Genomic DNA, 20272 nt, shown 5'->3' on the forward strand with positions numbered 1-20272 from the left:
AGGGCCACGCTGACCGTCGGCACCTCGGCATCAATCACGCCGTTGTCACTGTCAGTATCGCTGTTGCCCGCCGGATCGGTGACCGTGGCGGTGACACTGACCGCGGTGTCGCTGTTTTCCAGGTCGGTGATGGTGACCACCAGGCCGTCATCCAGCATCGCCTGGGTCACCGGGCCGTTGAACAGCTCGTTGTCCTTGCCGTCGACCACCACCAGGGTGTCACCCACCTGGGTGCCGGCACCCAGGGTGACCGTGGCGTTGATGCCGTCTTCGATCTCCTCGGCGCTGTAGATGCCACCCGAGGCGTCTTCCAGAGCCACGCTGACCGTCGGGGCGGTGGCGTCCAGCACCGCCTGGTCAGTTGCAACTCTTGTTTCTCCAATCTGATCGACAGTGCTCGCGTTGACCGTAATAGGCCCATCGACGAGATTGCTAAGGTCGATCTCAGTCTGGTAACTCCCGTCGGGATTCACAATGGTGGTTGTAGTAGCTGTGTTTCCTTCCTGATCGGTCACTACGATGTTGACGGTGCTGCCTACCGGGACATTAGTTGTCGTCCCGGTAATAGGAACTTGAGTAACGTTTTCACTATTGATGTTGTCGATCGATACCGTGATGGAGCCAGGCGGCAACAGCTCGGGCTCAGGTATCAGTTCCGGCTCTTCCTCCGCTTCAGCAGCCAACAGCCCCGCCCCTTCAATTTCCGGCGGTTCTTCAAACGCTCCCATACCGAACTCGAACGCCAGCGGGTCGACGTTTTCCGCAATACGGGCCAACTGAACGAAGCTGTGGCCGCCATCGGCGCCGCCGCCCGGGCCGGCACCGGCCGCGGTGGCATCGAGCACGTCGAGGAGGTCTATGTCGTCATCGTCCAGGGCGGCTAGCAGGGCCTCCAGGTCTTCGTCCAGGGCGCTGAACTCGTCCATGTCCACAGGCAGGTCGGCATCGAGCTCAGGCGTCATGGCGACGACCTGGCCACCCTCGATGATGGTCGGATCCAGGTTGTCGGCAAAATCGAGCTCGACGCGTCCGTTATCGGACGTGACAAGCGACTCCCCCTCGGCCAGGGTGTCACCCACACGTAGCTCACGCATGTTGCCATCGGCGTCGCGCGCCCAGGCCTGACCGGAAATGGATACGACAGTAGCAATGCTCATGTGGTGACTCCCTGCGGACTTGGTCATTATCGGTGCCTGAACGGGTCGACCGGGAATATCCAGGGCAGGCCCATTACTGGCTTATGCTGTCACATTAGGTTACGAAGCACTGCATTGATATTGGACCGATGGACAGGGCCTGGATGAGAAACGCCCGACACGACGGCCGGGCGGGGTTACGAGCAGTAACGAAAATAGACGCGGAGAATCAGTGGCTGTGATCGGCAATGCCGACTTCCTGCTGGGAAAGCCGCAGCACCAGCTGCATGCGGTCACGGATGCCGAGCTTGCGGAAAATCGCCCCCAGATGCGCCTTGACGGTACGCTCGGTGATATCGAGCTCACGGGCGACGACCTTGTTGCTCTTGCCTTCGGCCACGGCGAGAGCCACTGTCCGCTCCCGTTCGGTCAACGCCGCCAGGGTCTCGCCGTGCATGCGTGCTCGCCCCCCCAGCGCCTTGAAGGTGCCCCCTACCACACTGCTCAAAAGCTCTGGCAGTACCCAGATGCCCTGGTTGCTTGTGACAAGCGCCACCTGACGCAGCAGTACCGCGGGGGAAAGCGCGTGGGCATAGCCGCGGGCGCCGGCATTCAGGGCGAGCGACGCTTCCGCGGGGTCCGGGGTGTAGCTCAGCACGACCAGAACCGCACCACGGTTCACGAGATCCCGTACCAGCGTCTCCCAGCCGTCGAGGTTGCTCATGACCCATGCCAGATCGCCCCGCCCGACCTGCTCCAGGGCCTGGGTCGGCCCCACCCAACTGGATTCGGGAAATGCCATGCGCCAGCGAGGAATCTCGTCGCGCCCGTGACAGACGAAGAAATGTGCCATCAACGCTCCCCCATAGAGTCACTCCATGCCCGCAGCACGGGCTTGAGCAAATACTGCATCACGGTGCGCTTGCCGGTCATGACGTCGACCTGGGCGGTCATGCCGGGTATCACCGACAGCTCGTTCGCGAGCTCCTCGCCGTCGACCGTCCGCACACGAACCAGGTAGTAGGTATTGCCTTCATCGTCGGTGATGGTGTCGGCACTGATATGATCCAGTTCGGCCTGCAGGCCGCCATAGATGGCGAAATCGTAGGCGGTCAACTTGATCGTGGCGGGCTGCCCGGGACGCAGGAAAGCGATGTCCTGCGGAGCGATTCGTGCCTCGACCAGCAGTTGGTCATCGCTGGGTATGATATCCACCACTTCCTGGCCGGCTTGCGCAACGCCGCCGATGGTGTTGATCGCCAGGCGCTGCACCACGCCAGCCACGGGGGAGCGCACTTCCGCCAGGCGGACCCGATCCTCGAGACCGGCACTCGACTCGTCCAGCGCGTTGATATCGCCCAGAGTCTGGGCCAGATCGTTGCGCCAGTCGCTGCGCCGTTCGATACTCACTTCACGCAGCTGTGTCCTCGACTCCTCCACCGCCGCCTCGAGCCTTGCCACCGCCGATGCCGCCTGGTTGCGCTCACCGGTGGCCCGCGACACCTCCCGCTCCAGCCGCAGAATGTCCACCTCTGAAACAGCGCCGGACTGCAGCAGCGGTCGGGTCAGGTTCAGCTCCTGGCCGGCCATGTTCGCCTCGCGCTGGGCGGTGTCCCGCCTGGCTTTCGCCTCGTTGAGCTCCTCCTCGCGCTGGCGGATACGGTCACGAAGGATACTCTCCTGCTCGCGCAGTTCTTCACGGCGGCTCTCGTAGACCTCGCGCTCCTGGGCCACGATATGGGGCGCCTCGGCACGCAGCTCCTCGTCCGGATCGAACGGGGTATCCGTTATCAAGGCACGGAGACGCTCGGCCCGGGCCTTGAGCGTCAAGGCCTGGGCCCGGTTCTCGCGGAAGTTGGCCACGAAGCGGGTGGGATCGATGCGCATCAATACCTCTCCCGCCTCGACCAGTTGCCCTTCCCGTACCAGGATCTCCTGTACCACCCCGCCGTCGAAGGACTGTACCTTCTGCAGCTGGCTTGAGGGGATGACCCGCCCGGTGCCACGCGTCACCTCGTCGATGGAGGCGAAGTAAGCCCAGGTGATCAGCGCTGCCACGGCCAGTGCAAAGGTGTAAAGGAAGGCCCGCGCCCGAATCGGGTCCTGCTGCATGCGCGCCCAGTCGGCGTCGCTGGCCCAGTCGCGGTTGAGGTGGGCCGATGTGACTCGCCGGGAAAAGAGCCGGTCGATGAATGGCCGGAACGGCTTGCCGCCCACCTCGGAAAAGCGCCCGATCGCCTCGAAACCCTGCTGCTCGGCCGTTGGCCCCTTCGGCTTCGCCATCAGTTGGCCCTCCCGATCTGACCCTTGCGCAGGGCCTCGACCACCTTGTCGCGAGGACCGTCGGCGACCACCTTGCCGGCGTCGATGACGATGATGCGATCGACCAGTGACAGCAACGACGTACGGTGCGTGACGACGATCATGGTCTTGCCCTTGGCATAGGACTGCAGGCTCGCCTTGAAGCTCTCTTCGCTGGCATGGTCCATGGCGCTGGACGGCTCGTCCAGCAGCAGTATCTGGGGGTCGTGAACCAGCGCCCGGGCAATGGCAACGGCCTGGCGCTGGCCGCCGGATAGCGACTGGCCGCGCTCACCCACCTGCAGGTCGACGCCGTGGGGGTGTGAGTTGACCAGGCCCTGCAGGCCGGCCAGCTCGATCGCACGCAGCAGCGCCTCATCGTCCACCCCATCGCTCCCGCCGCCCGCCACCACGTTGTCACGCAGCGAACCGAAGAACAGGCTGACGTCCTGGGGCACGTAGCCGATATGGCGCCTCAGCTGGATGGGGTCGAACTGGCGAATGTCCACCCCATCAACCAGAACGGCCCCGCCGGTGGGCTGGTAGAGGCCCAGCATCAGCTTGTTCAGCGTCGACTTGCCACATCCGACCCGGCCCAGCAGCGCCACCTTCTCGCCAGGCTCGATCTTCAACGAGATATCGCGTAGCGCATCGCGCTCCTCTTCCGGATAGCGCAGCGTCACCTTGTCGAAGCGGATCTCGCCGCGAATGACCGGGCGGCTGATGAACTGCTTGCCGTCGGGCCGTTCCACCGGCCGCTCCATCACGCCATTGAGTGACTGCAGCGCCGTTGACGACTGGTGATACTGCGCCAGCAGCGCAGCGGCCTGGCTGACCGGCGCCATGGCCCGGGACGAAAGCAGATAGGCCGCGATCAGGCCACCCTGGGTCAGCTGTCCATCGATGATCAGGTAGACGCCGATGATGATCACGCTGACGGCGACGCTGTGCTGCGCCCATTGCGCCACGCTGGTCACCGAGGAGCTGACCAGGCGTAACTGTGCTGACGTACGCGACAGGAAGGCGCTCGCCTTCTCCCAGGAGCCCTGGATGCGGCTCTCGGCACGCAGCGTCTTGACGGTTTCCAGGTGCGAGATCGATTCCACCAGGGTGGCGTTGCGCTGCGCACCGATCCGCCAGGTCGTCTCGGAAAGCTCATGCAGCTTGCCCTGCGCCGCCATGGCATAGAGCAGGACGAACAGGATGCCGGCAATCACGGGCAGCACCAGTGGCGGGCCGATCAGCGCAATGATGCCGGCAAAGAGCAGCACGAACGGCAGGTCGACCAGGGAGACCACCGTTGCCGAACCAATGAAGGCACGCACCGATTCGAAGGACTGCAGGGTGGCCGCGAAGGAACCCGTGGAAGCCGGCCGCGCCTCCATGCGCAGGCCCAATACCCTGGCCATGATGGAGGACGAGAGCTTGACGTCGGCCCGGCTGGCGGCGAGGTCGACGAAGGCGTTGCGCATCAGGCGCAGCACCAGGTCGAAGCAGAGCACGACAAAGATACCGGCTGCCAGCACCCAGAGCGTTTCTGTCGCCTGGTTGGGCACCACGCGGTCGTAGACGTTGAGCACGAACAGCGGCATCGCCACGGCAAACAGGTTGATCAGCAATGAGCCGATGATGACGTCGCGGTAGAGCTTGCGGTTCTCGCGAATGACGCCCCAGAACCAGTGGCGAGCCCGCTGTTGCTTGACTTCCGGACCACGCTCATCGAAGCGGAAACGCGGACGCACGTAGATGGCCTGGCCGCTGTAGCTGCCGAGCAAGCCATCGAGATTCACTTCGGTAACGGCTTCCCCCAGTTCGGGGAAGATCACCTTGGCCTGTCGTGTCTTGATATCCAGGGCGACGAGCACGCAGGCACGACCCGGCTCGAGCAGCAGGACGACAGGAAAAAGGGCTGGATTGAGCTGCACCAGGCGGCTCTTGACGATTCTTGCCGTCATGCCTGCCCGGGTGGCGGCACGCGGAAAGACGCCCGGGGTCAGCCTGCCATCCTCGAGCGGCAGGCCCGCCGTCAGGGATTCGGCAGTGACACCGTGGTCATGCGCAAGGGCGATACTTTGCAGGCAGGCGAGCAGTTCATCACGCACTGCGGACCGCGCCGACTCCGGCGCCGGTTCAAGATTTTCCTGTCGGGTCACAGCTACCTCTTGCGAAAGCGGGAGCGATGCAGGCCGCAGCGAGCGTGCGGCCTGACATCAGGCAATGGCCCGGCCGTAACCGGGCTCATAGGCAGGCATTGCTCGCTCCTAACCACGCACCGCATAGGCACCGTGATACCCCATCCGGTCGAGCCGGGTCTGGAGCTCATCCAGCTCACGAGAGTCGATCGGCCCCAGACGAACCCGGTGCAGGCCGGAACCGCTGGCGAGGGTGGCCGGACGATCCAGCACGCGGCTCAGCTCATCACGCAGGCCGAGCGCCGATTCCTCCTGTGACAGCGCCGCCACCTGCAGGAACATGGCATTTTCCGGCACGATAGCAGCCATATTGGTGCTCTCGATGTCAGCCAACCCCTGCGGGATGTTGGCATACAGGCCCTGTGGCGTCTCAATCGCCTGCTCGGCCGTTTCCGGCTTTTGCACCGCAGGCTTCGACACGCTGCCGAACACGGCTTCGTCCTGCTGCCCCGGCTGCTGGAGGCGGCTGGCATTCTCCTGGCGAGTCTCCAGGGTTACCTCGACCCGACGATTCTGCTGACGCCCCTGCGCCGTATCATTGCTGGCAATGGGCTGCCGGGAGCCGTAGCCCCGCGTTTCGATCAGGTCACGCGGCACGCCCTGGCTGACCAGGTAGTCGGCAACGCTATCGGCTCGGCGCTGTGACAGCGGATCGTTGATGGCATCGGTGCCTGTGCTGTCGGCATGGCCGGCGATGAAGACGCCGCCGAGGTTTTCCCGATCGCGAATCTGGGTGACCAGCGCATCGAGTTCATTCCTGGCGTTCGGGGTCAGGTCGGCGCTGTTCACGGCGAACAGGGCATCGGCGGAGAGAGTGACATCCGGCCCCCGGACAGGAGCCGGTACGTTCACGCCGCCGGTCAGGTCCGCCAGGGTGAAGCCGGCCGGGCCCTGCACCGGGCAGATCACGCTGGGGTCGAGCTCGACACCGTCACTGCCCATTTCCGCCAGGCTGGGCATGTCGTCACGCGCCACCCCCATCGCCTGCATCAGCTGTCCCATGGCCGCCAGTGTGCGGGCATCAGCGAGCACGACGTCATATTCGGCGTTGACGTAGGCGCGGCTGGCCTCGAAGTACTCGTTTTCGCTGTCCAGCACGTCGAGCAGCGTACGCTCACCGATATCGAACTGCTGCTGGTAGGCCCCGCGAACCCGGTCGATGGACTGGCGGTGCTCGTTCAGGTACTGCATCTGCTCGCGCAGTCGCTGGGTGTCGTTGTAGGCGATCTGGGTGGTCTGCCTGACATCGTGACACGCCTTGTCGCGCAGGCTCACCGACTGCTCGACACGGTCACTGGCGGCACGGAAGGAGGCCAGGTCGCTGCCGCCACGGTACAGGTTCATGCTCGCCACCAGCTCGATGCTGTGCTGGTCGCGACGCCCCGCAATGCCGCTTTCGTTGTTGGTACCGGTACGGCCACGCAGGTCCAGCCGCGGCTGGAAGCCCGCCCGGGTGCCCGCCTGTTCCGCCCGCGACGCCTCGATGTTCTCGATGGCGGCATGGAACTCGGGATTCCCCTCGAAGGCCATGTTGACCGCGTCGGCGACCGAAGGCGGCAGGCGGTCGTCAAGCTGCGGCGCTGGCGCGAGATTCTCGGCAGGCAGGGCGCCCACGATCCGCTGGTACCGTGCCGTCACGTCGTGCAGGTTGGAGGCCTCGGTCATCAGGTTGGACTCGGCCAGTGCCAGGCGGCCGGAGATCTGCTGGAGGTCGACCCCACGACCGGCACCGGAGCGGACGCGATCCTCGATCTGGTTGAAGACCCGCTGATGGTCGGCGTAGTTGTCCTGGGCCAGACGCACCAGGTCGCGGTAACGGCTGACATCCAGATAGGCACGCGCCGCCTCGAGCGCCACGTTCTCGCTGGCACCCAGCAGTTCGTAGTAGCGCACCAGCTTGGCACGGTCCAGGCGCTCGACCTCGCTACGCGTGGCGAAGCCATCGTAGATCATCTGATTGAGCGTCAGTTCGGCGAAATCGGTATCGTAGCTGCCGCGACCATCCCCTTCGGTGTCTTCACGACCAATACCGGCGGCCACATCGATGCTGGGCAGGTAGTTGCCGCGTGCCACACCCACATCATGACCGGCGGCGTTCAGCCCATTCCAGGCTGCCTGTACTTCAGGGTTTGTCATCAGCGCCTGGCGTATCACCTGCTGGAGGTCGGCAGATCCCGGGGCTGCCATTCCCGGTGGCAGGCTCTGTGCTACGGCTGCCGCGATCGGAAGTAGCGTCAACGATGAGCCCAGCGCGACGGCCTTGACCAGACGACGGGTACGAGAGAGGTCAGAGTTCTTCTTCATGGTGTTCCCTTTTCATGAGATCGGACGCCTGTCACTACAGGTATGGTCCGGCTTGAAGTATTCTTTGAATTGTTGTTATTTCGGGGCTCACCCGCCCATTGGAGGGGGTGGTGCATCCTTTCCCGATTCCCTTTCGAAACCTGATCTATCGCTGGCATCATGCGAACCGCTCACACGGCCACACCACAGGGCTGTTATCACGCGTTTCCAGCGTGTCGCGTCCTGAGCGTCATGACACAATGCACTATTTCCGCTCAAATAGCCTGTCATACCACAAGCTATCCAGAACCAGTGACACCAGCCGACAGAATATGAACCACCACAGGCTTTTTTGTGATGTCTGATGGTTTGTAATATAGCGTAACCGAGCTTGTCGTTTTGTCCAACAACTTCCGTGTAAACGCTGACCCAACACTCGCCGCTCTTGATCCCGCGCACCGATCAGGCCCTCTCCCGACCACCGCCAAACATGCTATCGTCAAGCCATCACCGACACGGCCATCATCACAAGGAGACCGCCATGTCCGCATCCGAAATTCAGAAGACTCGTGTGATCAATGAATTGCGCGGGTTCATCAAGAAGCTCCTTCAGGAGCCGGAGATCCTCGAACAATCGCTTGCCATTGCAAGGCGTCATCTGGGCGAGAATAGCCAGGAGGGGGTCGTGTCTCGTATCGCCAACGAAATCTCCGACACCACCGGCATCCATATACCCGAAGACCCCGCCGATCACTCCGAAGCCGACAGGCTGTTTCTCGAGCTGCTGAAGGAAGTGGTAAGCGAGGAGCAGGCCCTCTACTGAGCCCGCCCTGCCCCTGCCTTTATCCGATGATATGCCCGGCCCCGGCCGGGCATGTTGTATCGAACGCCCATGACGACCAGCCTGCCTGCGGAAGCGACACTCTGCTACAATGGGCAACCATCTGATTTTACGCCTCTTTTACAAGCACCTGCCGATGTACTACTTACTCAAGCTGTTTCCCGAAATCACCATCAAGTCGCGCTCCGTCCGCCGCCAGATGACCCGCTGCCTGGTCGGCAACGTACGCAATGTGCTGCGCCCCCTGGGAGAAGGCTTTCGGGTACAGGGCGGCTGGGATGCGCTGCATGTCAAACTGCCGGAAACGGCGACGCCGGCATTGAGCCAGCAGGTGGAGGCCGCCCTGGTTCGTATCCCTGGGGTACATGAGGTGCAGAGCGTCGATGACCTGCCCTTCCTCTCCTTCGACGACACCGCGCAACATTTGCTGACCGCCTGGCAGGCTTCACTGACCGACCGCAGCTTTCGCGTCACCGTGAAGCGCAGGGGCCGGCACGACTTCACCTCCGAAGAGATGGAACGATACCTGGGGCAGGCCCTGCTGGATGCCGTGCCCAGTGCCAGGGTGAATCTCGGCCAACCGGAAGTGGATGTGCGAGTGGATGTCATCGACAACCGAATGCGGCTGGTTCGACACCGGCACCCCGGCCTTGGCGGCTATCCGCTGGGCGTACAGGGTCAGGCAATGACACTGATCTCGGGTGGCTACGACTCACCGGTTGCCGCCTGGAAGATGATCCGGCGCGGGATCAAGACCCACTTCCTGTTCTTCGACCTGGGCGGTGTCGGTCATGAGCAAGCCGTACGCCAAGTCTGCCATCACCTTTGGCAAGCCTATGGTCGCTCACACCGGGTGCACTTCTTCTCGGTACCGTTCGAGGGCGTCGTCGCCGAGCTCCAGCGCAGCATTCCCGATGGCCTGATTGGCGTCGTCTTGAAGCGCATGATGATGCGGGCCGCCAGTCGTATTGCTGCACGCGCAGGCATACCGATGCTGGTCACCGGCGACGCCATCGCCCAGGTCTCCAGCCAGAGCCTGACCAACCTCGCCCTGATCGACGAGGCCAGCGACCTGCCGATCCTTCGTCCACTGGTCGCCGAGGACAAGCAGGACATCATCGATACCGCCCGTCGAATCGGCACTGCTCGCTTCGCCGAGGTGATGCCGGAAGTCTGCGGCGCGATTTCCCAGCGCCCCAATACCCAGGCGCAGCGTCCGCGGGTAATAGCCGCAGAACAGCGGTTCGATTTCAGCGTGCTCGACACCGCCATCGAGCGCCTCACCATGACTCGCTCGGAGCGGCTACTGGAGCAGATGACGACACCGGAGCCGTCGCTTCATGTCGTGCAGGGCGCCCATGAGCTGGCTCGAGAAAAGAATGTCAGCGTGATCGACATTCGCCCCGACGCCGAGCGTGACTCGACCCCACTGACGCTCCCCAGCATCGAGTGCCTGCAGATCCCCTTCTACGAGCTTCAGGCGCAGGCCGAGGCTCTGCCGGCCGATCGCCGCTACCTGCTCTACTGCGATCAGGGTGTGATGAGCCGGGTGCAGGCCCTGCACCTGCTCGACCGTGGCCTCACCCACTTCGGTATCTATCGAGGCGCCTGACAGGGAGCGGCTCGCCGAGCAGCGACTCCCCCCTCTCGGACGGCCCCAAGGGGGCTGTTTTGCCTGACTGAAAATTACATTTCTTTTACCGTTGGTAAAACTACTGTATTTCTCGCGGCGAACTAGGCTACAAGAATAAGAGGGAGAATCGGCAGAGGAAGGGGCGTATGGCACCGTACGATGGTTCGTCACGCCGGAACTCATCCGCTGCGTCCTGGGTCGAGAGAAACGCATCAGGGCGCCGGGCATCCCTGTTCATCGAGGAGCCGCCGCTCGAGCCGGCCCCTGTGCCGGCCAGGTCCCACCGGCTGCTGTATCTCGTGCTGGCTGTGCTGCTGGCCCTGTTTGCCGTGACCCTGGCCACCCTTCTGGTGGCTGAAGCGCGCACCTCCCACTTCCAGGCCCAGGAGCTATCGCGCTATGCGGGTACCCTGCGCTACACCCTCGCCCCGGGACAGAGCGATCGCATCCTGTTTCCCAGCCATGGACCCTTCGACCAGCGGCTGGGCTATACACAGCTGCCCACTATCGAGAAGCGCTTGCTGGGCAGGGGCTACGAGGTAACCCAACAGGCACGATTCTCCCCGTCGCTGCTGGAGTATACCAAGCGCGGTTTCTTCCCCCCCTATGCGGAGAAGACACAAGCCGGCCTGACCCTGCTTGAGTGTCGCGGGGAAACGCTTTACACGTTTCGTCACCCACAGCGCCACTACCCCCATTTCGATGCCGTTCCACCGCTGATAGTGCAGGTCCTGCTGTTCATCGAGAATCGTCACCTGCTCGATGACAGCACGCCGTATGCCAATCCAGCCGTCGACTGGCCACGGTTCACCATGGCCGCCGTGTCCCAGGTCGGCAGGGCACTGGATGTCTCCGGCCAGTCTTCCGGTGGCAGCACCCTTGCTACCCAGCTGGAGAAATATCGCCACTCGCCCGGCGGCCTTACCGGATCGCCCATGGAAAAGCTGCGCCAGATGATCTCGGCCAGCGTACGCAGCTACATGCATGGCCCCCAGACGCTGTCGGCACGCCAGGACGTGGCGCTGGACTACATCAATTCGGTGCCGCTGGCGGCGGCTCCTGGATATGGCGAGGTTCACGGCATCGGTGATGCGCTCTGGGTATGGTTCGGTGAGGACTTCGACACCTTCAATCGACAGCTGGAGGCTGATGGCAGTCGGGGCGATGACTTGGCACAACCAGGCCTGGCCCTGCGCCAGATCGTGGCCCTGATGATTGCCCAGCGGCGCCCCTCCTGGTACCTCAACGGTGGACGCCAGGGACTGGAGCAGCTCACCGACAGCTACCTGAGGCTTCTGGCCGACGAAGGCGTCATTGCCCCTGCATTACGCGACACCGCCCTCGCTCAGCGCCTGACCTTTCGCGATTTCAGCCGCGACCCGGCATCCCGGAAGGTCGAACAGGACAAGGGGCTGCAGACGGCTCGCGGTCGCCTGGGCAACCTCCTGGGCCAGTCGTTCTACGACCTGGACAGGCTCGACCTCAGCGCCCGCACGACGCTGCACGGCGAACTCCAGGAACAGGTCACGGCTTATCTGCATCGCCTGGCCGACCCAGAGTTCGCCAGCGAGGTCGGCCTGTTCGGCGACCGCCTTCTGGCACCGGAAAAGACGCGGGAGGTACGTTACAGCTTCACGCTCTATGAGCGTGGCGAGGACAGCTTCCGCGTACGCGTACAGACCGACAATACCGGCCAGCCCTTCGATATCAACGAGGGCAGCAAGCTAGAGCTCGGTTCCACTGCCAAGCTCAGGGTGCTCGCCACCTATCTGGAAGTCATCGCCGAGCTCCACCGGCGCTACGCCGGCGAATCGGCGGAATCGCTGCGACAGGTAGAGCTGGACCGTCAGGATGTCCTCAGCCGCTGGGTCGTCGACACCCTGGCTACCCGGCCCGACCTCTCCCTGGCCGAGCTGCTCGACGCCGCCATGGAACGCCGCTATTCCGCCAGCCCCAACGAGGCCTACTTCACCGGCGGCGGACGCCACACCTTCAGCAATTTCCGACGTGAAGACAACGGACGCAACCCGACGCTGAAGGAAGCCATGCGCGAGTCGCTCAACCTGCCCTTCATACGGCTGCTGCGGGATCTTGTTCGCTACAGCACGCACCATAACGAGCATCGCAGCCTGCTGCTCGAGGACGACAAGGACCCCCGCCGCCTCGAGTACCTGCAACGCTTTGCCGACCGCGAAGGCCGCGTCTTCCTGCAGCGCTTCTGGCGCAAGTATCGCAACCTGGACAGCAACGAGCGCCTGGAGGTCTTCCTCGGCGGCCTGCGGAGTACCGCGCCACGCCTGGCGGCGGTTCACCGCTACCTGTACCCCGAGGCCGACCGCATCGCCTTCGCCGCCTTCCTCGCCGAGTGGCTCCCCACCGGCACTGCGCTCAGCGAACTCCCGATCGACACGCTCTATGAGCGCCACGCACCGGGCAGCTTCTCGCTCTCCGACCAGGGCTATATTGCCCAGGTCCATCCCCTGGAGCTGTGGCTGCTCGGCTATCTGCTGGACTACCCAGAGGCGAGCTTCTTCGACATTGCCGCCGCCAGCCAGCAGGAACGCCAGGAGGTGTACGACTGGCTGTTCAGGACCCGCCACCGCAGCGCCAGGGATGTGCGTATCCGCACCATGCTGGAAGTCGAGGCCTTCCTCGATATCCATCAGCGCTGGCAGCGCCTGGGCTACCCCTTCGAGCACCTCGTTCCCTCGCTCGCCACCGCAGTGGGCACGTCCGGGGATCGTCCAGCGGCCCTGGCCGAATTGATGGGCATCATTCTCAACGACGGCGTAAGCCTGCCGACGTTGCGCATCGACGACCTCCACTTCGCCGCCGACACGCCCTACGAGACCCGTTTCCAGCACTCCAACCGGCTTGCCCAGCAGGTAATGGAGCCTGCAGTAGCAGCAGTTCTTCGGGAAACGCTTTCCAGCGTGGTGGATGGGGGTACCGCACGGCGGCTCCAGGGCAGCTTCACCCTGGAGGATGGGACGGCCCTGACCCTGGGCGGCAAGACCGGCACTGGCAACAACCGTATCGAGACCGTGACGCGGGGCGGGCAAGTCATCGACTCCAGGGCACGCAACCGCACCGCCACCTTCGTGTTCTATCTCGGTGACAACCATTTCGGCACGCTCACCGCCTATGTGGCGGGCAGTGAATCGGACAACTTCCGTTTCACCTCGGCGTTACCCGTACAGGTGCTCAAGGGCATGGAGCCGATCCTGCGCCCCCACCTCCAGCCCGGAAGAAACACCTGTGTGCCCACCGACGAGACGGATGTATTTCATTTCGCCGGACCGGCGGATCACGTCCCGGATTCGGCCGCCTCCCCCTTGTCGGCACAGGAACTGGCACGGCGATAGGGAATGCCGAACAACAGCGAGTAGAACACCGGCACGGCGATCAGCGTCAACAACGACGCGAAGGCCAGGCCGCCCATGATCGTTACCGCCATGCTGTTGAAGAAGGCATCGGCCAGCAGCGGCATGTTCAAACATATGTTTGATATCCGAGTCGCGTCACGTATACCCCGATCGCAAGACGAAAAAAAGCCCGGCGCTGGCGCGCCGAGCTGGGTATAGCATCAATCGCATCAAGCGTTCAGGACATCTAGCGGCAAGGAACGACCTTGCGCAGGGTATCCTTGGCCCAGAGAACCTGGCCGTCGGGCGTCTTGCCGTGCTCGTTCCAGCGCTCGGTAATCTCGACGCAGAAGGAACCGGCATTTTCCGTACGCACGTCCGGATTGGAAGGACGGTCGCCGCCGATTCTCAACAGGTCGGGATTGTCGGTCGTGTAACGCGGAGCAATGGTGGTGTTACTGGCACAACCGGTGACGAAGAGAGCCACCAGCAGAATGGGCAAACAGCGGCGCAGCGGCATGTTCACAAACCCTCGGAAGTTACGATTTTCGCTCCGGCAGACATTGCCGGTAGCGCTAAATAGCATCGCTTTCCCACCGCCGTCAATCTTTTTCGAACAGTGTTCTCATCGTCTGGATGGCAAGCCTCGCCGGGCTGTGCCAACCTGCCTGAGACCGTAAAAACGCGACAAGGAAACGACGATGATCGACCTCTGGACCTGGACCACCCCGAACGGCCGCAAGGTCTCCATCCTGCTGGAAGAGCTCGGCCTGCCCTATCGTGCCCACGCCGTGGATATTACACAGAGGGAGCAGTTCGACCCGGCTTTCCTGGCGGTAAGCCCCAACAACAAGATCCCGGCAATCCGTGACAATGATACCGGCATCGTGTTGATGGAGTCGGGAGCCATAATGGTCTATCTCGCAGAACAACACGGCCGCTTCCTGCCGGAGGACCTGGAGGGGCGGCACCGTACGCTGGAGTGGTTGATGTGGCAGATGGGCGGTATCGGCCCCATGCTGGGCCAGGCTCACCATTTCCTGCACTTCAACCCGGGAAAGGCACCCTACGCCGAGGAGCGCTTTCACGGCGAGGCGCAGCGCCTCTACGGCGTCCTCGACAGACGACTCGACGAGACGGCGTACCTTGCCGGTGACTATGGCATCGCCGACATGGCCACCTGGCCATGGGTTTCCCGGTTCGAGTGGCAACGCATCGACCTCAACGACTATCCCAACGTGAAACGCTGGTACAAGGAGATAGCCGCCAGGCCGGCGGTGCAACGGGGCTATCACTGCCCGAAGGAAGTGAACGCGATCCCCCAACCCTGATTGCATCGAGCCTGATGGCCGCAACGGTCGCAGAGTCCGGCAAAGCTTCTACGCTAGTAGAGGTTCCCTGACTGTCTCCATCCCGCCATACGCTTGTCATGCGCGGCGCTCACAGTCGGGGTTTCCATAACGCTAACAAGGAAGCCAGCGAGACACCTCATGAAAAAAAATCCCCTGACTCTGCTCGGCAGCCTCGCTGCCCTGATGCTCTGCCTCCTGCTTGGCTCAACGGTCCATGCCGACGACGCCAATGGCCCCGAATGGGACGACACCCTGATCGCCGCCGCCAAGAACGTGACGCTCGGGCCCCGACCGCTGTTCCTGGTCAACGACATGAGCGAAGAGACCACCCGCGAACGGGAGCTCAAGTCGAGACTGATGCGCTGCGCCGCGGAAAACACCGACTGGCAGCCTTCCGAGCTGACCATTGCCCACCGTGGCGCGCCCCTCCAATTCCCCGAACACACCCTGGAGTCCTATCTCGCCGGCGCCCAGGGCGGCGCCGGCATCATTGAATGCGATGTCACCTTCACCGCCGATCACGAGCTGGTCTGTCGCCATGGGCAGTGCGACCTGCACTACACCACCAATATCGTCGAGACCGATCTCGTCGAGAAGTGCAGCGTTCCTCCCGAGTTCGACCCGGACAGCGGCGAGTTGACCAATGCCGCCGATATCCAGTGCTGCACCAGCGATATCACCCTGGCCGAATTCCGTACCCTTCAGGGCACCATGGAAGGCGCCAATCGGGAGGCTACCAGCATCGAGGAGTACCTTGACGGCACCCCCCGCTGGCGCTCGGATCTCTACGCCACCCGCGGCACCCTGATGAGCCACGCCGATACCATCGCGCTGTTCAAGGACCTGGGCGTGAAGATGACGCCGGAGCTCAAGGAGCCCAGCGTGGAGATGCCCTTCAACGGCTTCTCTCAGGAAGACTATGCCCAGAAGATGATCGATGAGTACAAGGAGGCCGGGGTCCCCGCCGGCGACGTCTTTGCCCAATCCTTCCTGCTCGACGACGTGCTGTACTGGCTCGAGAACGAGCCTGAGTTCGGCGCACAGGCCTACTACCTGGACGGGCGATACAACGACGACGACTTCGACCACGCGGACCCGGACAGCTGGTCACCCAACATGGAGGAACTCGTCGAGATGGGCGTACACACCATCGCCCCACCGACCTGGATGCTACTGGCATCGAACCCCGACTTCGGAGAAGACGATAGCCGGATCATCCCTTCGGTCTACACCGAGCGTGCCAAGGAAGCGGGGCTCGAGCTGATGACCTGGACCCTGGAGCGCTCTGGGCCCCTGGCGGCAGGCGGCCAGTGGTACCACAGCACTACCGAGGATGTCATTCGCCGGGAAGGCGACAAGCTGATCACACTGGACGTACTGGTACAGGACGTCGGGATCAACGGCATCTTCACCGACTGGCCCGCCACGGTGGCGTTCTACGACAACTGCATGCAGCGCGACGATTAGATCGCACGACTCCATCGGCCGCGCCACGGCGCGGCCTTCTCTCCCCTCTCAGCCCCGGCTTTGCTGCCGCACTCATCCGCGGCTCCCCTTCGCCGATATACGACTACCCTGAGCATCATGATCTCGAATCCTGAAGCCATCCAACGTCGGCCCATCCTCTATGGCAGAAACCGCTTCCTCCCGGGATCCAGACCAGCAGTACTCGCCGGAACCCAATATCCTCGAACGCCGCGCGGCGGACTATCTTCGCAAACAGAACCCCAAGGCGAGCTATCCACTACAGGCGTGCCGTGACGAAGAGCGCATCGCACTCAAGCGCGCAGGTCGTCAGGCGATAATCTGGTCGGCGATTGCGGGGATCCTCTCCGGGGCCATCATCGGCGGCATGGAGTGGTTCATGCGCAAGGGCATCCTCGATGGGATGCAGGACATGACCCTGATGGAGCAACTGCCCTACTGGGCCGGCTTCTTCGCGGTGGCGGGCGTGGTCAGTGCGGTGGAGATCCTCTTCCTCTACTGGAACGCCTTGCGTGGTGTCGCACGGATCAGCCGGATCACTGGCATCCCGCTCCAGGACAGCCAATACGCAAGGCTGCTACTGAGCGGCATGTCACGCGTTGCACTGGAGCTCCCCAGTCCCAGGCACCGTATCTATGGCATCGACCCCTATGCCCAGATGGGTCGCTGGAAACTGGCCGCCATCTCGGTCATGTACCGGATGAAGGTCGGGGTCAGCAGCTTCATCCTGCGCGTACTGATGCGCCGCGTCTTCGGCCGCATGGCCCTGCGCGGAATGCTGCCGCTGGTTACCGGGCCGCTCTATGCCATCTGGAACGCCATCATCACCTGGCGCATCATGCGCAAGGCCAAGGTCCAGGCCCTCGGCCCCTACAGGATCGAGACCCTGTTGCATCGCCTGGACGCCGACCTCGACCGGCTGGGCAGTACCGCGCGGGATGTGATCCTGCAGGGCATGGGCGAGCTGATCATGCGCAACCAGGATGCCCACCCGAGCCACGTCTATCTTCTCTCCCGGCTTCTCGACGCCTTCGAAGCCAGCGACAGGGAATTAACCATCGACTGGCCGGAGCATCGGCGTCAACTCGACACGCTGGACGAGACAGAAATGCACTGGGTGCTCGAGATACTGACCGTCGCCACGGTGCTGGGAGGCACCTGGCGGGGCAGGCCCCGGCGCTTCCTGCAGGAAGTCCATGAAGCCTGCGGGGTAGCGCTTGACGAAGAGCGCCTGCAGGCGCGGCGCAAGGAAATGCTGGAAGGCCGTCAGCCTGGGTGGGGCTTCCCTCAGAACAGGCCGAGCTGACGATCGATCAGGGCCGAGAAGTCGTCGCCGACGAAAGGAAGGATGGCATCGGCCACCGGCTGCAGCTGCCGGCTCAGGTAGTGGTGATAATCGATGGCGGAGCGGCGTGTCTCCAGCGGCTCAGGGCCCGCCACGGTCATCACATAGCGGATCCAGCCGCCGTTCTGGTATTGCCTGGGCCGGCCCAGCTGCTGATTGTATTCGTCGGCCAGCCGCGCCGCACGCACATGGGGCGGCACGTTGCGACGATAGTCGTCGAGCCTTCGTCGCAGCCGCTTGCGATAAACCAGCCGCTCATCGAACTCACCGGCCAACGTGCGCCGAACGTAGTCACGTACGAACTCGCGGTGCGGCTGGTGGGTGAAAACCAGCCGATACAGTTCCTGCTGGAAGGCCTTGGCTAGTGGAGACCAATCCGCGCGCACCGCCTCGAGGCCCTTGAAGACGATGCTCTCGTCGCCACCCTCACCGCCTACCAGCCCGGCGTAGCGCTTCTTGCTGCCCTGCTCGGCACCGCGGATGGTGGGCATGAGGAAGCGACAGTAATGCGTCTCGAACTGCAGCTCCAGGGCACTTTCCAGCCCCAGCGTCGAGGCCAGATGCTGATCCCACCAGCGGTTGACGCTCGCAGCGAGATCGCGACCGATGGCGCTGGCCTCCGACTCACTGCGACGGCGGCCGAGCCAGACGAAGGTCGAGTCGGTGTCACCGTAGATAACGGTATACCCCTCCTCTTCGATCAGTTCCCGCGTCCGATGCATGATGGCGTGGCCGCGCAGGGTAATCGACGAGGCGAGCCGTGGATCGAAGAAACGACAGCCCCGGGAACCCAGTACGCCATAGAAGGCGTTCATGATGATCTTCAACGCCTGGGACAAGGGCGCATTGCGTTCGCGCTTGGCCGCCTCGCGGCCCTGCCACACGCGCTCCACGATATCGGGCAGGGCGTGCTGCGTGCGTGAAAAACGAGCCCCGCGGAAGCCGGGCACGCTATCCTCCTGCGGCTCACCAAGGCCCTCCACCAGCCCCACCGGGTCGATCAGGAAGGTGCGGATGATCGAGGGATAGAGGCTCTTGAAATCCAGTACCAGTACCGAGTCGTAGAGCCCTGGCCGGGAATCCATCACGAAGCCGCCGGGGCTCTCCTCGCTCACTCCCACGCCGTGGCGTGGCGCAAGATTGGGGGCGACGTAGCCGAGCCGATGCATGCGCGGCAGGTAGAGATGCGAGAATGCCGCCACCGAGCCGCCGCTCCGGTCGGCGGGCAGGCCGGTCACCGCGGCCCGCTCGAGCAGGAAGTCGATCAGCTCGGTCTTGGCAAAGATGCGCGTGACCAGCTCGCAATCCTTGAGGTTGTAGCGGGCGAGCCGGGGCTTGTCCTCGGCGAACATGCGGTTGATCTCGTCCATGCGCTGATAGGGGCTGTCGATGGCCTTGCCCTCGCCCAACAGCTCCTGGGCAACATGCTCCAGGCTGAACGAAACGAAACGCCAGGTTGCCTGACGCAGCATCTCGATACCGTCGATGATCAGCCGCCCCGCGGCCGAGGCAAAGAAGTGGTTGGCGTTGCTACCGTGGGCGCGCCACTCCATGGGCTCGCCGCCACGGCCCAGCAATAACGGCACGCCGAGCTGCTCCGCGTGGCGCTGCAGGATGCGCAGGTCGAACTGCACCAGGTTCCAGCCGATGATCGCATCCGGATCATGCTCTGCGATCCATTCATTCAATCGTACCAGCAGCGCCTTGCGGTCATCGCAGTAGAGCAGGGAAAAGTCCCGGGACTCGGGCGCATCGCCCGACTCAGCCTCCCCTCCATTCGCCGGCCCCAGCATGAAGACCTGGCGCTGACCGCAGCCCTCCAGGGCAATGGAGTAGAGATCGCCCCGCTCGCTGGTCTCGATGTCCAGCGACGCCAGCCTGAGCCGTGGCCGGTACTCAGGCGCCGGCTTGAGCTGGGTCTCGACCAATGCACCCCGGGAAGTCTCTTGGTCCGCGAACCACACCGGAGCGGTGATGTAGCGCTCCATCAGGTAGCGCTCGGGCGGCCGCACATCCGCCTCGAAGACATCGATACCGGCCTCGCGCAGCCGTTTCTCCAGGTTCATCAGCTGTCGATGCTGCCGGCAGTAGAGCCCCAGCACCGAGCGCTGCCGGAAATCACGCAGCTTGAGCGGGCGCAGCTCGACGTCCCGTTCGCCATGCAGCAGGACTTCCGCCTGCACGCGCTGTTCGACGGGAATGAAGGCCACCGAAGGCTGCGCCGTCAGGCTGACATGCCGTGGGCCATCATCGGTCGCCAGCCAGAATGTGACCTCGGTACCCGCGGGTGTGTCCCGCCAATGGCGGGTCAACACGAAACCCTGCTGTCGCTCCACCGT

13 protein-coding genes and 1 pseudogene are annotated in these 20272 nt (G+C 63.5%); 6 read left to right on the forward strand and 8 right to left on the reverse strand.

Going from position 1 to position 20272, the window contains the following annotated elements; translation table 11 throughout:
- From LY622_RS10760 to LY622_RS10780, 5 genes are all read right to left on the reverse strand, one after another.
- Positions 1-1184, reverse strand: a 1184-nt coding sequence (locus LY622_RS10760; protein ID WP_234290906.1) for a retention module-containing protein, incomplete at its 3' end; no start/stop codon positions are given.
- A 181-nt stretch (positions 1185-1365) separates the two neighbouring features.
- Entirely contained in the window at positions 1366-1989 is a 624-nt protein-coding gene (locus LY622_RS10765) for a response regulator transcription factor (RefSeq protein WP_234290907.1), read from the reverse strand.
- On the reverse strand, positions 1989-3419 hold the full coding sequence (locus LY622_RS10770; protein ID WP_234290908.1) for an HlyD family type I secretion periplasmic adaptor subunit: 1431 nt from the start codon (positions 3417-3419) through the stop codon (positions 1989-1991). The genes LY622_RS10765 and LY622_RS10770 overlap by 1 nt, the downstream gene beginning before the upstream one ends.
- Positions 3419-5590 (reverse strand): type I secretion system permease/ATPase, encoded by a 2172-nt coding sequence (locus tag LY622_RS10775; protein ID WP_234290909.1) that lies wholly within the window; start codon positions 5588-5590, stop codon positions 3419-3421. Before LY622_RS10775 ends, LY622_RS10770 begins: the two co-directional genes overlap by 1 nt.
- A 108-nt stretch (positions 5591-5698) precedes the next feature.
- Positions 5699-7933, reverse strand: coding sequence for a TolC family outer membrane protein (locus tag LY622_RS10780; RefSeq protein WP_234290910.1), 2235 nt, complete (start codon positions 7931-7933; stop codon positions 5699-5701).
- A 520-nt stretch (positions 7934-8453) separates the two neighbouring features.
- Here LY622_RS10780 and LY622_RS10785 point away from each other — a divergent pair.
- From LY622_RS10785 to LY622_RS10795, 3 genes are all read left to right on the forward strand, one after another.
- A complete protein-coding gene (locus LY622_RS10785; protein WP_234290911.1) occupies positions 8454-8735 on the forward strand; it encodes a hypothetical protein in 282 nt (93 codons plus the stop codon).
- A gap of 154 nt (positions 8736-8889) precedes the next feature.
- Positions 8890-10365, forward strand: a complete 1476-nt coding sequence (gene thiI / locus LY622_RS10790) for a tRNA uracil 4-sulfurtransferase ThiI (RefSeq protein ID WP_234290912.1) — start codon at positions 8890-8892, stop codon at positions 10363-10365.
- Between the two features lie 167 nt (positions 10366-10532).
- Positions 10533-13751 carry a transglycosylase domain-containing protein gene (locus LY622_RS10795; protein WP_234290913.1) on the forward strand — a complete coding sequence of 1073 codons (3219 nt, stop codon included), beginning with the start codon at positions 10533-10535 and terminating at the stop codon, positions 13749-13751.
- On the opposite strand, the pseudogene LY622_RS10800 reads toward LY622_RS10795, so the two are convergent.
- Together LY622_RS10800 and LY622_RS10805 are read right to left on the reverse strand one after the other, a co-directional pair.
- Positions 13694-13876, reverse strand: a pseudogene (locus LY622_RS10800) (hypothetical protein); the annotation flags it as partial. The gene LY622_RS10795 and the pseudogene LY622_RS10800 sit on opposite strands and share 58 nt — an antisense overlap.
- Positions 13877-13998: 122 nt before the next feature.
- Positions 13999-14271, reverse strand: a complete 273-nt coding sequence (locus tag LY622_RS10805; RefSeq protein ID WP_043511071.1) for a hypothetical protein — start codon at positions 14269-14271, stop codon at positions 13999-14001.
- A 181-nt stretch (positions 14272-14452) separates the two neighbouring features.
- On the opposite strand from LY622_RS10805, the gene LY622_RS10810 reads away from it, so the two are divergent.
- The 3 genes from LY622_RS10810 to LY622_RS10820 all read left to right on the forward strand — a co-directional run bounded on the left by LY622_RS10810 (position 14453) and on the right by LY622_RS10820 (position 17894).
- A complete protein-coding gene (locus LY622_RS10810) occupies positions 14453-15082 on the forward strand; it encodes a glutathione S-transferase family protein (RefSeq protein WP_234290915.1) in 630 nt (209 codons plus the stop codon).
- Between the two features lie 159 nt (positions 15083-15241).
- Positions 15242-16570, forward strand: a complete 1329-nt coding sequence (locus LY622_RS10815; protein WP_234290916.1) for a glycerophosphodiester phosphodiesterase family protein — start codon at positions 15242-15244, stop codon at positions 16568-16570.
- A gap of 160 nt (positions 16571-16730) precedes the next feature.
- Positions 16731-17894 carry an LBF_2804 family protein gene (locus LY622_RS10820; protein WP_234290917.1) on the forward strand — a complete coding sequence of 388 codons (1164 nt, stop codon included), beginning with the start codon at positions 16731-16733 and terminating at the stop codon, positions 17892-17894.
- On the opposite strand, the gene LY622_RS10825 is transcribed toward LY622_RS10820, so the two are convergent.
- The gene (locus LY622_RS10825) at positions 17876-20269 is read right to left on the reverse strand and encodes a DNA polymerase II (protein WP_234290918.1); all 2394 of its coding nucleotides are present in this window, start codon (positions 20267-20269) and stop codon (positions 17876-17878) included. The genes LY622_RS10820 and LY622_RS10825 overlap by 19 nt on opposite strands.
- Between the last annotated feature and the right edge of the window lie 3 nt (positions 20270-20272).

Origin of the sequence: Halomonas alkalisoli (genome assembly GCF_021412585.1) — a bacterium.
Taxonomy (GTDB): Bacteria; Pseudomonadota; Gammaproteobacteria; order Pseudomonadales; family Halomonadaceae; genus Halomonas; species Halomonas alkalisoli.

Excerpts from the sequence above, each read along its gene's own strand:
- LY622_RS10815 (WP_234290916.1), top strand. The coding sequence starts at position 15,242 with ATGAAAAAAAATCCCCTGACTCTGCTCGGCAGCCTCGCTGCCCTGATG.
- LY622_RS10805 (WP_043511071.1), bottom strand. The coding sequence starts at position 14,271 with ATGCCGCTGCGCCGCTGTTTGCCCATTCTGCTGGTGGCTCTCTTCGTC.
- LY622_RS10810 (WP_234290915.1), top strand. The coding sequence starts at position 14,453 with ATGATCGACCTCTGGACCTGGACCACCCCGAACGGCCGCAAGGTCTCC.
- LY622_RS10785 (WP_234290911.1), top strand. The coding sequence starts at position 8,454 with ATGTCCGCATCCGAAATTCAGAAGACTCGTGTGATCAATGAATTGCGC.
- LY622_RS10795 (WP_234290913.1), top strand. The coding sequence starts at position 10,533 with ATGGCACCGTACGATGGTTCGTCACGCCGGAACTCATCCGCTGCGTCC.
- thiI (WP_234290912.1), top strand. The coding sequence starts at position 8,890 with ATGTACTACTTACTCAAGCTGTTTCCCGAAATCACCATCAAGTCGCGC.
- LY622_RS10765 (WP_234290907.1), bottom strand. The coding sequence starts at position 1,989 with ATGGCACATTTCTTCGTCTGTCACGGGCGCGACGAGATTCCTCGCTGG.
- LY622_RS10770 (WP_234290908.1), bottom strand. The coding sequence starts at position 3,419 with ATGGCGAAGCCGAAGGGGCCAACGGCCGAGCAGCAGGGTTTCGAGGCG.
- LY622_RS10820 (WP_234290917.1), top strand. The coding sequence starts at position 16,731 with ATGGCAGAAACCGCTTCCTCCCGGGATCCAGACCAGCAGTACTCGCCG.
- LY622_RS10780 (WP_234290910.1), bottom strand. The coding sequence starts at position 7,933 with ATGAAGAAGAACTCTGACCTCTCTCGTACCCGTCGTCTGGTCAAGGCC.